Source organism: Spirosoma utsteinense (assembly GCF_014282275.1).
Taxonomy (GTDB): Bacteria; Bacteroidota; Bacteroidia; order Cytophagales; family Spirosomataceae; genus Spirosoma; species Spirosoma utsteinense.
The window spans coordinates 47,905-62,613 of record NZ_VFIA01000035.1 but is presented as its reverse complement, the minus strand read 5'-3'; the positions used below and the strand labels follow the sequence as shown (position 1 = coordinate 62,613).

Below are 14,709 nucleotides of genomic sequence, written 5' to 3'. Positions count from 1 at the left end.
CGGCCCACTGGTAGTCGGTCAGTTTAGTAAATTGTTTGGTCACGGCTTTGTTGCTTGGTCGCTACAAAGGTGACACGACTACCAGCCTTTTTCAATTCCCCAACACGTTCTAAACAGGGACGCATCACTCCTGCCACTTATCAACGCCTTCAACAGGACTGGAACTGGACACCCGATACCACGACCCTAACACAAACACCCATCCAGTGCTATCTCAATGTCGTTAGTGGCTTTGACGAGAAGCATAGACAGTGGGCGGTTCTAATCGATACCAACAATGATTTTAATCTAGGCGACGAAAAGCCAATCTATCCTCAATCGATCAAGCCCGGCACCGTCTTAGACAGGCTAACCGACTTTCAGCTTATGGAGTATGACATCTATCAGGGAGGGGAAATCAAACGCTTAGAGCTGCCTATGGTCATCAAACGCCAGGGCGATAGCTTCGTTTATCATTTTGCTCAGTATGGTGTAGCTAGCCTCCAAGTCGGAGACGAGACATATAAGTTATTCATCTCATCGGGTTTCAACCGGCCTGACTTTGAAAAAACAACGCTCATCGAAGCCACATCCTATTTGAAATCAGGTAAGATTGACCCTCAGCAATTGGTAGAAATCGGCGAAACCATCAGGATAGGTGATACACAGTATACCAATAAGGGTGTGGATCGCTACCACAACTGGCTGGCGCTAGAAGGGGCGAGACTGCCATCAACTGACCCCTATAGCTTACAAACGGGGGGGCGGTTTGAGCCTTTCGTGGCTTTCAACTTCGTTACAGGTAAGCCTATTTCAACCGTTCATTTGAAGGGGCGCTATATTTACATTGACTTTTGGGGCACTTGGTGTAAAGGTTGCATAGAAGAATTACCTCAGCTGGAACAACTCTACAAAGGCCTTGATCATCAACGAGTTGAGTTTATCAGTATTGCCTGCCATGATTCGGCCGACCGTCTAAGGCAATTCTTGAGCCATCATCCCTTAACTTGGCCTCAAGTCTTGTCCGACCAAACCAATCAGTTGGTAGAGCGCTACAAAGTCAATGGTTTTCCCAGTTCGGTATTAGTTGACCCAGCAGGCAGGATTGTGGCTCGGAATCTTCATGGATCAGCCTTAGCTAACAAGCTGAAAACTATAAACCAGAACTAATAAAGTTTTACCCTTTACTTAACATAATAGCCACTTATACAACTCAAAATTTTATGCGTTTCAACAGATTAATCGTTCTCGCTTTTCTATTCATACTGATTCTCAACTCTTGCCGCAAGGACGACGAGTTAACAGATGGCTATCTGCCTATCGGAAAGTTCGCTAATCGCACGACCGCTGAAACTGAAGCATTAAAGACGTTGGTAGACCGATTTTCAGGGTTGCCAGTATCAGGTTATTACAAAGTGATATATGAGTTTGATGATGTTCAACTCGCTCCAGGACTTAGCGGTAGTGTATACCATAGACATGCAATCTGGTACGACAAAGCTAATGGTGAGTTAGGAGTCGAGTTTGACATCTATAGCGGAACGAGTTGCCGATGGAATAAGGTCGATCAGGTGAGTTTACAGAAGATTGTTGATTCTAAGCAGGGATTAGAAGGTGCTAACCAGCTAGCCACTCCCACCGGTTATCAACAAAACTGCTTTAAACAATAACCCTATAAATTTGAATATTCAGAGATCAATTCCAACAAACGTATATCTGCAACTTCTGATTTTTACCTCATAACATAACATTAGTTATATAACGAGTCTCAAAATACTTCAATATCAGTAGGTTGACAAATCAAATCTATTTTGCATTTTAACAATATTAGTAGAATAAATTGGAGTCGCTCTCCTGCACTCACGGTTTATCATTTCTTAATCTGTATTTTTACAGCTGCATTCATTTGGTAGCACGTTATGACAAAATCTTTCGCTTTCTTTTGGGCTTTGGCCCTCCTCTTCTTAACAACGACAGTTAGCTATGCACAGAAGGCTGACCAACATAAATACTGGCTAGGGGTGGGTTTAGGAAAAAGCCAATATCATAGTGGCATGATAGCCTTGGGATACGAATTTGTTAACAAGCCTACTTTATTGATTGCACGTTACACAGATAACCGTGAACTGAATTCCAAAAATGCCCCCGGCATTATAGCGCAAGAATTCGCTCTAATGTATGGCATCAGAACTGGTAAATTCCGTTTCTCAACCGGTGTCAGCAACGTTTGGGGAATAAATCGGGGTACATATCTCGGGCCAATCGATGAACCAGTCCTCTATGGTGAGCATTTGTACAAGTCAGTTAGATATTCCACCGTTGGCTTACCCGCCGAGGTCCGGTTTATTACATCAACAAAGGATGTGGGGATTGGTCTAACAGCTTTTGGCAACCTGAACGCTAAACGATCTTTTGTTGGGTTGAACTTATCGCTATATGTGGGTAAAATGAAGTAAGACAAACTATCACGGTAAATTACAATTTCAATTGGATTTTCAAGAAGATATAAATTCTCGAAGAACTTGGATGCCAATTGTATATCCAGCTATGATCATTGTCTCGATAAAACGTTTTTTAGGCAAAGCTATGCCTAAGAAAGATACGGATACAAATATTACTACCCATCGCAAAACTTTGTATTGAAAGCTCAATAGACTACTTATATCCAGTAGGTTAGCTATTTCTTTAGTTAGTTCAGGTCCATAATAAAGTAATAAGCCCGTAATGGTTAGAGCAAAAAACAACCGTAACCAATCAGTTATCGACATTGCTTTTATCATAGAAGTGCAATTTCAGAGAACAAGTCTAAAACAAAAAATTTTGCACATTTTCCAGACGCTTTGTATAACTAAATTTATATTATGAAATTATTCAAACATTTTCAATTTAACAGAAATCTGTAGCCTATTCGGAGAAATGAAACTCTGGTATATAGTTTGCCGAGTAGGGCCTGTTACTGCACTCGCGTGTAATAATATATTAGCGTGTCAGCTTTCCCGCCGATCTGATCTACGTATCCCGTCGCCCGTAACCGTTGGTTTCGCTCCGATAGCCAATACTTTCGACGAAAAGTCTTATTGTAAATGGCGGTTAGACTGCTATTACGACAATCTGGGTCAAAGCTTTCCCATTGTTTGTTGTCAACATTTACATTATTGGTAAAGAGCGTCTCTCCAGTAAACGTGTTGCCGGAACGATCATTTTCCAGCGCAATTTTCAGCATTTGTTTGACAGGAAAAACGGTTTGGGTTTTAGATGGAGAATCTAACTGCACCAACGCCCAATTGCCCCAAGCCTCTTGAAAGAAAAGCATATTACACTTATTGCAACCTGCATCTGCAATCAATATGAGCATTGAAACCAAAAATGTGATTCGACGTAGTTGCATAATTTTCTTGTCGTATAAGTGGTATTACGTGAAGCTAGGGCAATGGATTCTTGGAAATGTAAACGACACCCCGGCCCTGTTTGCTGTTGCAAAATGAAAAGCCTTCGCCAGAATGACCCCGACCACAGACCGCATCCGTGCCGGCAATGTAAAGTCGCTCCTGACCATCCAGATATAGGCTTTGAAGCTGGTGCAACTGGGGCAGATCAATCCGGCGACCTGTAGTTGTAATCACGCCAGGGGTTTCAAACTGACCAATCGTAGCCGTAGGACCAGCCAGGAAGACACGATTAATCGTGTATTTGGTACCTGTTGACGCGATAACGGGGTTGATGCGCAACCGCTTGTCAACGGTTCCATAAGTAGGAGTATTCGCTAAGATTGGATTTCGTTTTATGTAAGGCTGCCACGTTACCCCTTCGTCCAGACTATATTTGTTAGCATGGCCCATGAATTGCTGGTAGGTTTCCCCCGCTGACTGATTGGACAGGCCAGTCATCGTGAATAGAGTGTCTTGATTCTGGACAAAACCAGATATGCCAATTGACTGCTGAGCGAGAACTTCCTGCCAATGGTTTCCTTTATCAGTTGACCGGTAAACAGCATAGCCAGTCGAAATGAGTATGGTTTTATCACGGTCTCCCCACACCCCTTCAATATCTGAATCAACGGGCGCTTTAAGCGTATACCAGTCCGGGTACTCCGCTAATACGGTGTCATGCTCAGGAGCGACAATGTCTGATTCGTTCTTTCTGCAAGACAAGAGTAGTATCAAGAAAGCACAGCAAATAAGTGTTTTCATTGTAGTTGAGTTTATGTCAAAAAGGAATTTCTTCATCTAACTTAGCAGAGTACCTGGTCTTGTTAAAAGTTGGAAATCGATTCAATTTTATTTTACTCTCTTTGTCGAGTGCTCTTTCAGCGTCCGACCTTGTATATACTATTCGTGGCTGCTGCAAAAGTCGGGGAGACCTTTACTGGCAACCATAACCGGTTGTTTGTGAATGGATGTAGCGTAAACTTGGCGCATCTGCCACACCCCATAGCGCACTGTCCAAGTTTTGCAACAGCCACCACACTTATACAACAATAAAATGAACCCGCTTAGAACAGGTTTTATTGGGCTTTTCTTTTTAGGTATCTTGACTGGTTATGCTCAAAATTCTATACCTAAACCGCCAATCCACTTATTACATGTGAATGAATTGGCATTCGCGCGTTATACAACCGTCTGGGTAAAACAAGACATCGATTTAAAGAACCACATTCGCCATGAGCAGCTATTTAACCAATTATTACCAGCCCATATCAAACCTAGACCTGAATCAATAACTCTTCTTTTCGACTCTCTTTACTTAGCTAGTGACCCATATAGAAGAGCATTTTTAATCAACACCACCAGTGACACGGTATTTGTTAATCGAGCGGATGCTACTCTGGCAAACGTCCGAACGGAGGTGTATGTAAAAAACCAATGGTTAGTTCTCCAACAGGATAGGGGAGCCAGCTGTGGTAATAGTTACTGGAAAATGCCGTTACCGCCTAATCACCACTTAGTCGTACAGATTGAAGCTTTGTCCGGCAGTGTAAAAGTCCCTTATCAACTTATTGTCAAAGTCAATGGCAAAGACGTATTATCCAGGCCAATAATGACTGACTTAAATCAACCGTTGTTGAATTTAGCAGGAACAGTTTTTAGTGATCCCTGGAAGTAAATAGGACCCTGTTAATGATGGGCTTGTACGGACTTTATTGTAGCTCCTTAACTTAATCGCTTTACATAAAGTTAGTGGCTGTTGCAAAAGTCGGGGGACTTTTACTGGCAACCATAACCTGTTGTTTGTGAATGGATGTAGCATAAACTTGGCGCATCTGCCACACGCTATAACGCACTGTTCAAGTTTTGCAACAGCCACCACACTTATATAACACGTCGCAATACGTAAAAGCCAGGGTAGACATGGGACTAAAAGTGACTATTTTGCTGTTATTGGTCAGCTTCGTTCCCCAGCGAGCGGATGCTCAACTCGACTGGCTGTTAAAGCAAGTCGAATTTAAGCCAATCCTAAAGGCGCACTTGAAGGAAGTCAAACGAAAAGGTGGCCCTCCACTCGTTTCGACCCTTACTTTCAGCTATAAAAACGATACGCTAGCCGTTAATCTTTCGTCTATCTCGCTCTTATCAGAACTCGAAAAAGACCTGCCAGTTAGTTTCACCAGGATCAAAAATCAGCCATTCCTGATTTTTGATGGATCCGAAAAACTGATTCACGATAAACCAGAGCGGTTTGAAACGGCGAAAGCGTTTGTAGGAGGAAATCTATGCGATGACCTGACATATCGAAAGTTGTTAGCACAACCTGGGTCCAAGGAAGTTCCTGTACCTTGTGGCTGGCTCTATCATCCCTCAATTGATCGGTCCTTATTCTGGAAAGGTCGTTTAGTCAAGCATAAATATATACCCAGTAGTTAACAATCGCTCTTTGGTTTATCCATTGACGTTTTACAATCTGCTGATCAACTTGTGTTATCTTTAGAAATACTAACAATTACTCCTCCGACCTGACCTCAGGAGATTTCCGTAACGTAATCATCGCATACAACCAGATTTTAAGTCGTTTGAAAGTATATTCTTCACGCTTACATAGTCAACAGTATGGAGCAAATCTTCAATTGGTTACGGCGTTGCTGGGTCAAGTTCATTCATTTACGTTCTACTGACCGCGCACAGGAACAACCAACAGACAATCAGTCCGGCAACTTCTTCGAAGGTGTGGTAGAACCACCTGTACAGAAGGTTTATTACAGCACTCCTCTCAGGACCTACTCGGGCTATATCGTAAAAGGCTCTATCGTAAAAGCTAAGGATAGACGGTCCTGATTAGGACCGTCTATCCTTGGTTACCTTTTTTTGAAATGTATCAGCTATAGAACTGGTCTTTGAAAAATACAAATTCATTATAGAACCGTGAATACAATAAATCAAGCAGAATTAAGCTGAAGAGCATTTTGTCATTCCGAGGAACGAGGAATCTTCGGATAAGTGTGGTTTTACAGGCCATCTCCGAAGATTCCTCGTTCCTCGGAATGACAAATCACCAATCGAAACATAATTAAGGTTAATACTGCGCGATTGCTTAACATTAGGCGATTTTTTAAATTTATGCTCTTCAAGGCCTGATCTACTGTACGAGTAAGCGTTATGCAAAGCTGTATGCCTATTACGATACTATTTTTGGATGAAATCAATAGTGAAGGCAACCGCTAATCATCGTCCTTAGCCATAACGCGGACAAAGGCACTACGCCGGGGGGCGGGTAGTTGGGCATCTTCGCCCTTTAGCCCTTTCCAGAGGATGTCGTTAAATAATTTATCATCAATTCGGTCGACGTCGCTGAAGTCGAGTCCTTCGGAACGCTTCGCTGACGGGGTAGCGGCTGTGTTGATCGCATTCAGATCGATGTTAGCTGGAACGGACTGGTAAGGGGTTACCGAAGGCGTAGCCGTAAAACTCCTGAACATGGGGGTAGCCCCCGCATCGTACTGGCTCATAGGCGGAAGGCCAAGTATCAACTCGATCGTACGCAACATGCCCGAGGTTGAATACATGGTATGATCGACAGCATTTCGTCTGATGTAAGGACTAACTACCAGCGCATTCGAGCGATGGGCATCTACGTGATCAGGGCCATTTTGGGCATCGTCTTCCAGAATAAAAATAGCGGATTGGCTCCAGATCGGGCTTTTCGATATGTGCTCTACCAACATGCCAACAGCCAGATCGTTGTCGGCTACGCAGGCATAGGGCGTAGGCCGGTTCACCGCCAGCCCCTGCGTATGGTCGGCACCCAGCCGGATCGAACTGAAAGCGGGTACAGCTTTGGCAACGACGAGCGAATCGAAATCGCGCTTCCACTGGTTCACGCGGGTTGTGTCTTTCACTCGCTGCTGGTAGTAGGTCGCAAAATACGAGCATACATGGTCCTTGTCCAGGGCGGGAATGTTGCCTTTGTCCGTATCCACGAACACGCCATAACTGCGATAACTGACACCCTTCCGTTTGCAGAAGTCCCAAAGGTATCCGTCTTTGTTATTCGCGATTTCTTTCCGCCCCATGCCTTCCGTTGCCCCTCCGCGACGACCGTAACCCGTTGGCCACGTTTTCTCCAGGTAATCGTTGGCATGAGCGCCCATGCTCCAGTTATGCCCATCGGCGCTTACTTCGGCGTCTACATAAAAATTGTCCAGCAAGACGAACTCGCGGGCTAACTTGTGCTGGTTGGGGGTGTATTTTTCGCCGAACAGGCACAGGGTCGAGTCGCCGTTTCCTTCCTTAATGTCGCCAAATACCTGATCGTAGGTGCGGTTCTCTTTAAGAATGTAGAAGACGTATTTGATCGGTGAGGGGTCGCCCACTTTCATGGGGATTGGGTTATTCACTTCGCCCTCCACCACCAGCTCCCGCTCTTTTTTGTACGGCGTGTTGGCATACACATTCTTCGAGTATACCACCAGCGTGCCCTCGTTGGGTTCGTCGATGATACTCATTGTACCCTGCATCAAACTACCAATGTACTGAAGCCGGCTGTTGACCTGCTTGACTTCGCCTAGATGCGACTCCGAACGCACCGCGCGGCTGACGGGCTGCGGCCCCTGCGGGTTGGCAAATGAGGTAAATCCTTTGCCGTTGGCTACGAAAATGCGCTTGCCAACCAGCCGGACGTTGGTCGGGTACCAACCCACCGGAATGAATCCCTTCGACGTGCTTTTGCCTGGGGTACTCACATCGAATACGGCCAGCGAATTGTTATCTGCGTTAGCGATATACAGGGTTTTCTCTTCCTTCGACAAGGCCAGGCCATTCGTAACTGACCCTGCGGGCGAATTTGGGTATAAGGCGGCATCCAGTACCTCAACTACCTTCCTGGTTTTGGTATCGATGACCGACACGCTGTTGTCGCCCGCGTTGGCTACGTAGAGAATCGTTCCTTTCCGGTTCAGGATCAGCTCGTTGGGATTGTAGGTGACGGCGATGGTATGCGTCAGCGTGCGCCTGTCCGTGTCGAATACGGCTACTTTTTTGCCACCCCACAAGGAGATATACAACTCGTTATGGTTGGGAGAAAGCACGCAGGTGTATGCTTCGTAGCCTAACTTCTCCTGGTGGATAATAGCTTTGCTCTTGAGATCGACGACGTAAAGGGAGTTGTCTTCTTTGGTTACTACGTAAAGCAAGTTGCGCGCGTCGTCGATCTCGATGCCGACCGGCGAAATCTTCTCCGTCATCTTCTTGCCGAGCTTCAGGCTGTCGTTCAGGACGAGCTTATTGCCGGCAATCGCGTATTTCAGTATCCAGTTGTCGTTACCACCGGAGGCATACAGGAACTGGCCGTTTTTGCTGAACTTAAGCCCGTAAAACGATTTGGGTATCTCGATGCTGTGCAGTACTTTTTCCTGCTGCGCGTCAATCAACTGGATAGTCTGGATACCCTGCCCATTATTCGTTACCGCCAGGTGGCTTCCGTCGGCCGAAACGGCAATATTCAGGGGTAGGTCACCCAGTTCAAGGGAGCGGCCTGCCGGGGTCAGGCTCCACCCATTGGGTAGCATCACCCGCCGGGCTTCGAGGTCGGCGTTCAGACGTGTAAGGTCAGTTTTTTTTTGTGCCCACGCACTAACGATACACAGCAGATAAAGGCAAAGGGTCAGCAATAGCTTCATAAATTCGATGAGTTAGGCGTTCAGGCCCGGCATATGGGCAGTAGTAGTACGAATGGTTGCGTTAAAACACGGGCCGGACCGGCTTAACACCGAGCTTCTTCGCCTGGGGTATAAATTGTTCCAGATTATTGACCAAGACGAAATCGACACCCGCGTCGAACAGGGCGGGTAGTTCGTTGGGGTCTTTGGCATAAAAGTAGTTTACCCGAACCTGATTTTTCGCCAATCTCGCCATAACCTCCTGACGGTCTTCGCCTTCATTGCGCAACAGTTGGATAAAATTGGCCTTCATAGCAATGGTGGCCTCAACATACTGACGCGTATCTTTTCGATACCGATTTTCGGCATTGCATATCAGGATTGTAGCATTCACCTGCCGGGCACCAGCCGCAGCGGCTTCTTCACAGGCCAGGAAAGCCTGATGCATCCTCCCGGACTTAACAACCGCCATGGCTGCGGCTTTGCCAACCTCCGCGCCCCCTTTCAAATGACAGTTGAGCCACACATTCTGGGGCATGATGGCGAGTACTTCGTCAAAGGTCGGGATGGCAGTACCCGCAAATACCTGCCCTTTCTTGATACCCGCATCCAGTTGGCGGATCTGGGCGAGGGTCAGGTCAGCGACCTTGCCTGTGCCGTTCGTTGTGCGGTCGACGGTTTCGTCGTGCATAATGACCAGGGCATTGTCTTTGGTCAGCTGGATATCAAATTCAATCATTTGAGCCCCCAATCGAATGGCTTCTTTAAACGCAGGCAGGGTATTTTCCGGATGCGTATCCAGACAACCCCGATGGGCGCATAACCCGCGTTTAGGGAGGGCCACCTGAGCCAATGTAACGCTGATACTCAGGGCCGTTACCAGCAGTAGTGCGATGATTTTTTTCATGTTGTTTTCGTCCAGTTACCGATCACTTATCCCACCAAACGTTAATGTTGCTGTTATCGCCACCCATCGACGCCACGGCTGCGGCCAGTCCTTCGGGGTTGAGTGATTGCAAATACGTTGGATAAGGTACACGAACGGGAAATTTGTTTTCAGCAGGAATGCCCGCCCCCCGTGGCAAAACCGGGTAGCCGGTCCGGCGCTTTTCAAACCAGGCCTGATAGTCCACGAAAAAGTAAGCATAATACTTCTGTACCATGATCTGTTCCAGTTGCTTTTCCGGTGTTACCGTTGCGTCGTAGGCTACGCCCGCCTGTTGCAGGTAACCAGCGGGCATAGCGGCTCCCCACTGGGCCATCGATGCAGTGATGCCGGCTTCGTAATGCGCTTTGGGTGTTTTGCCCGTTGCCAACCCTTTCAGCGCCAGCTCGGCTTTGATAAACTCAACTTCGGCATAGGTCATCATAACACCTAATTGCGGCAGCGTTTTCAAGGCATCGGTATAGCTTGAGTTCCGCCCAACGGCATACTCGACGGTTGTGGGGTAGCCACTGTCTATGCCCTGGTAAACCGACGCTCCACTAACCGCAACCGGCGTAATCCACACGGCCCGGCGGGGGTCGTTGTCGGCGTTCATCTTGTTGAGGAAAAACTTGGTGAAGTAGTTGCCATCCCGCCAGTCGACCTGACGAGCGTTGTAGAAAGGATTATAGTAGGGAAACGTGCCGGGGTATCTGAAAATAGCATCGTCAGCCGTACTGGTAAATACCGGATTATTGATCGGATCGGCCAGCATGGCGGCTAGCTGCTGGTTAACATTTACCTCCCCTTCGCGCTTCGAGATGCGTAGCAGCAGCCGCATCCGCAGTGAGTTGGCAAACTTTCTCCACTTCTGAACACCCACATTTTTACCGCCGGTCAGCGCGTTGGCGTTGTACAGCATATCGCCCGCGTAGGTCAGCGCCTTCGTATCGTCGAAGAGGCTGTTGGCCGTTTCGAGGTCTTTCAGAAGCTGAATGTAAATATCTTTCTGCTTGTCGAAACCGGGCTTAACCACACCCTGCGTTGCTTTAGTAGCCTGTGAGTACGGCACGTCGCCGTAGAGATCGGTCAGGATTGAGTACGCCCAACTTTTGTAGACGAGCGCAATGGCTTTGTAATTGTTCTCCTTCAACCGATCGGCAATGGTGTAGATGTCCTGAATATCGGCCAGGTTCGTATAAAAGTTGCTCCACACGCCAGCACCCGGTGTAACGTCGTAGCGATGTAAACCACCCCCGCCCGCACTGGACCGGGGCGCATCGACCTGCATCAGTTCATGGGTGAAGGAGCGGGCTGCGTTGATGGAACTGTTGACAATCCGGTACTGAACCTGCCCCAGCATTACCCCCGGCGTAATTTCTTTCGGGCGGTTGGGGTCGGTGTTGAGTTCTTCGAATCCTTCCGAACAGGAGAACAGAAGGCCCACCAGTAACAGCAGTGGCGTATATATTTTTTTGAACATGGTCATGCGTGTTTAGTCGGTAGTCCGGTTCCCGGCTGCATGGCTGGCGCAGAAGGAACCGAAAAAACGGAAAAGCTTAGAACTTGACTGTAAGGTTGGCACCCATGCTACGGGTAGACGGGAACTGCGCCAGCTCAACGCCCGGCGTCAGTGTACCACTGTTGAGGTTACCGCCCTCCGGATCGAAGCCGGGAAAGCGGGTAAAGTTGACCAGATCCCGACCGAACAGAGCGATGCTGGTTTGGCGTACACCCATTCGGCTCAGCAGGCCCTGAGGCAGGTTGAACTCGATCCTAGCTTCCCGGATTTTGAGGTACGACGCGTCGAAAACATTGGTTTCGGCGTTCGTAATCTGGTAGTAGTTATCATAGTAGGCGCTGGCCGCTACATTGACCGTATTCGGCCGGAACGTACCATCAGGTTGTTTCACGACACCAACGCCCACAATGCCTTCGTCACGGCCCGGCAGAGTGACCCTGGTTTTACCGAGGGTATTGTTTTTGTGGTTAGTCTGCGAGAACATGCTGCCGCCTTTCTGCCCGTCGAGCAACACGCTGATGCGGACATTTCGAACGGTAAACTCATTGGACAAACTGGCTTTCCAGTCGGCAAAGGCATTCCCCCATTTCTTCACCGTGGGATCGAGCGGAGCGGGCAGGCCCACAGACGAGTAGATGATCTGCCCGTCGGGCGAACGCTGGAATCCCCGCCCGTACATATCGCCCATCAGCCCACCCACGCGCGCTTCAATGGATATGTTGGTGTTGTGTGCATAGATGACCTGGTTGGTAATCCCATCGGCCAGCTCCCGGACGTAGCTGCGATTGCGTGACCACAGGACGGTCGTATTCCAGCTGAAATTCGATTTAACAACGGGTTTGCCCGTTATCTTCACCTCGACACCCCGGCTGTTGATCAGCCCTGCGTTGATAACCGCGTTCGAGAAACCCGAAACCGGATCGAGCGGAATGGCCAGAATCTGGTTGCGGCTATTGTTGTTGTAATAAGCCACATCAAAGCCCAGGCGATTGCCGAATAGCCGCCAGTCCAGCCCGAACTCGTAACTAGACGTAATTTCCGGTTTCAGATCCGCATTGAACAGGGTCGAAGAATTGGTGAAGCTGTTGCCGTAAATCTTGTCGTAGTATTTGGCGGTCTGATAAGGGCGGGTGTCGTTACCCACCTGAGCCCACGATGCCCGCAGTTTGGCGAACGAAACGGCTTGCGGCAGTGTGAAGAGTTCATTCAGCAAAAAGCTGCCGCTGACCGACGGATAAAAGAACGAATTGTTGCGGTAAGGCAGCGTACTCGACCAGTCATTGCGGCCAGTTACGTCCAGAAATATCTTCTCGTCGTACGAAAACTGCGTAGCTGCATACAGGCTGTTAATGGCTTTCCTGGTTTTTTGGGGATCGGCAACGGCCTGATCCAGACTGTTGGAGATCTGATAAATACCCGGCTGCGCCAACTGGTCGGCGTATAAACCCGCGAAGTCGTATGTCTGCCGCATGGCATTACCTCCCACCGACGCACTCATATTGATCAACGAACTCAGGTTACGTTTATACGTCAACAGAAAGTCCGTGTTCGATTCGTAGCTGAATACATTCTGCTCCCGAAACATCCCGCGCGGGTAGCGGGTCATGCTGAAAGGCCGCTGCTGCGAACGGTATTCAAAAGACATATCCAGGCCCGTACGAACCAGTAAAGCCAGGTCGTTGCTGATGTCGTAGGTTGCCGACAGGTTGCCAATTACCCCATGCTTGTTCATCTTGTTCAGCATCTCGTACATGTCCAGATACGGATTGTCGGGCGTCGGGTTGAAAGGATTCCGCTGCTGAACATTTTCCAGACCCGGTTGCCAGTACGGTTTGAACCACTCAGGCCGGATGTTGGGCGCTGTACCGAGGATGGCAAAATACATCAGCGACTGGTTGTTGTAGCCCGCTGCGGGGAGGTTATCGCTCTTCTTGTTGCTGTAGTTCACCTTACCGGTAATGCGGAGCCGGTCGGCTACCTTCTGATTGACGGATAAGGCCGCGTTGATCCGTTCAAAACCCGTATTGGGAATGATCCATTCGTTTTTCAGGTGCGTCAGGGACAAGCGCGCAGAGCCGTTTTCACCCCCGCCTTCTATCGATACGCTGTTCGAATAGGTAATGCCCGTCCGGAAAAAACCAGAGATATAGTCCTTGTACGGCACCCAGGGTGTGCGCTCGGTGGGCTTACCGTCTGGCGCATTGGGATTATACTGATAATACGATTGGCCGTTGAACTTTGGCCCCCACGCCCGTCCGGCCGCAACCGTTGTGGCCGTATTGGCCCCATCGGGACTGTCGAGGTACGAGAAGTAGGCACTGGTTCGACCTTCGCCGTATTCAAACTGATAATCGGGCCAGCGGTTGACCTGATCGACGCTAAAAGTTGAGTTGACCGTTATTCCGATGCCTCTGTCCTTACGAACGCCCGATTTGGTTGTAATAATCAGGGCACCACCAGCCGCCCGGCTTCCGTAGAGCGCCGTTGCTCCCGGCCCTTTGAGCACCGTCACTTTTTCAATATCGTCCGGATTTAAATCCGACACACTCGATCCATAGTCGACAGGACTATCGGCAGAGAGGTGTGAGTTATACCCCGTACCCGTAATCCGGCTGCTGACCGGAACGCCATCGACAACAATTAACGCCTGATTATTGTCCAGGTTGAGCGACGATTCTCCGCGCAGCGTAATGCGCGACGAACCCATAGGGCCGGCACCCGTTCCCTGAATGTTCAGGCCCGCTACCTTACCCGATAGTGTGTTTACCCAGTTGTTGGACTTGGCATCTTTCACCGCATTCTCATTGATCGTCTGGGCCGCAAAGCCCAGTGACTTTTCTTCACGCTTGATACCCAGCGCCGTCACAACGACCTCGCTCAACACCTGGTTGTTCGCTTTTAACTGAATAGCTATGGTCTTTTGGCCGGTGAACGGCACTTCCTCATTGATGTAGCCGATAAAGCTGAATACCAGCACATCAACGGCCGTAAATGCCCTGGCAGGCGTCAGGCTAAAGGTGCCGTCGGCATTGGTGAGCGTGCCCGTTGTGGTTCCTTTAACGACCACATTAACCCCTGGCAGCGGCTGATTCTGGTCGTCGCGGACAGTTCCTTTAATCGTAAGCGATTGGCCCAAAATAGTCTGGGTGGTTATCGCCAGTATGAACACTAATTGGGTAAAAAAACGGAAGCTTA

11 protein-coding genes are annotated in these 14,709 nt (G+C 48.5%); 5 read left to right on the top strand and 6 right to left on the bottom strand.

The genetic code is table 11. From position 1 onward, the window contains the following. The first annotated feature begins 69 nt into the window (after positions 1–69). From FH603_RS22005 to FH603_RS21995, 3 genes are all read left to right on the top strand, one after another. Entirely contained in the window at positions 70–1,149 is a 1,080-nt protein-coding gene (locus tag FH603_RS22005; RefSeq protein WP_186740042.1) for a TlpA family protein disulfide reductase, read from the top strand. 53 nt (positions 1,150–1,202) lie between these two features. Beyond that, positions 1,203–1,649, top strand: coding sequence for a hypothetical protein (locus FH603_RS22000; RefSeq protein ID WP_186740040.1), 447 nt, complete (start codon positions 1,203–1,205; stop codon positions 1,647–1,649). A 249-nt stretch (positions 1,650–1,898) separates the two neighbouring features. Next, positions 1,899–2,435 carry a hypothetical protein gene (locus tag FH603_RS21995; RefSeq protein ID WP_186740038.1) on the top strand — a complete coding sequence of 179 codons (537 nt, stop codon included), beginning with the start codon at positions 1,899–1,901 and terminating at the stop codon, positions 2,433–2,435. A 497-nt stretch (positions 2,436–2,932) separates the two neighbouring features. Here FH603_RS21995 and FH603_RS21990 read toward each other — a convergent pair whose 3' ends face one another. Together FH603_RS21990 and FH603_RS21985 are read right to left on the bottom strand one after the other, a co-directional pair. Further along, positions 2,933–3,367 carry a hypothetical protein gene (locus FH603_RS21990; RefSeq protein ID WP_186740036.1) on the bottom strand — a complete coding sequence of 145 codons (435 nt, stop codon included), beginning with the start codon at positions 3,365–3,367 and terminating at the stop codon, positions 2,933–2,935. Between the two features lie 34 nt (positions 3,368–3,401). Continuing rightward, positions 3,402–4,169, bottom strand: a complete 768-nt coding sequence (locus FH603_RS21985) for a hypothetical protein (RefSeq protein WP_186740033.1) — start codon at positions 4,167–4,169, stop codon at positions 3,402–3,404. 292 nt (positions 4,170–4,461) lie between these two features. Here FH603_RS21985 and FH603_RS21980 point away from each other — a divergent pair, with 292 nt between their 5' ends. After that, a complete protein-coding gene (locus FH603_RS21980; RefSeq protein ID WP_186740031.1) occupies positions 4,462–5,082 on the top strand; it encodes a hypothetical protein in 621 nt (206 codons plus the stop codon). 245 nt (positions 5,083–5,327) lie between these two features. Then, positions 5,328–5,840 (top strand): hypothetical protein, encoded by a 513-nt coding sequence (locus FH603_RS21975; RefSeq protein ID WP_186740029.1) that lies wholly within the window; start codon positions 5,328–5,330, stop codon positions 5,838–5,840. 791 nt (positions 5,841–6,631) lie between these two features. Here the strand turns inward: FH603_RS21975 and FH603_RS21970 are convergent. The 4 genes from FH603_RS21970 to FH603_RS21955 all read right to left on the bottom strand — a co-directional run bounded on the left by FH603_RS21970 (position 6,632) and on the right by FH603_RS21955 (position 14,650). Further along, the gene (locus FH603_RS21970) at positions 6,632–9,088 is read right to left on the bottom strand and encodes a bifunctional YncE family protein/alkaline phosphatase family protein (protein ID WP_186740027.1); all 2,457 of its coding nucleotides are present in this window, start codon (positions 9,086–9,088) and stop codon (positions 6,632–6,634) included. Positions 9,089–9,149: 61 nt separating this feature from the next. Further along, complete coding sequence (locus FH603_RS21965; RefSeq protein ID WP_186740025.1) at positions 9,150–9,974, bottom strand: glycerophosphodiester phosphodiesterase; 825 nt, start codon at positions 9,972–9,974, stop codon at positions 9,150–9,152. Between the two features lie 22 nt (positions 9,975–9,996). Next, on the bottom strand, positions 9,997–11,475 hold the full coding sequence (locus FH603_RS21960) for a SusD/RagB family nutrient-binding outer membrane lipoprotein (protein WP_186740023.1): 1,479 nt from the start codon (positions 11,473–11,475) through the stop codon (positions 9,997–9,999). A 76-nt stretch (positions 11,476–11,551) separates the two neighbouring features. Continuing rightward, a complete protein-coding gene (locus FH603_RS21955) occupies positions 11,552–14,650 on the bottom strand; it encodes a SusC/RagA family TonB-linked outer membrane protein (protein WP_244968022.1) in 3,099 nt (1,032 codons plus the stop codon). Positions 14,651–14,709 lie beyond the last annotated feature (59 nt).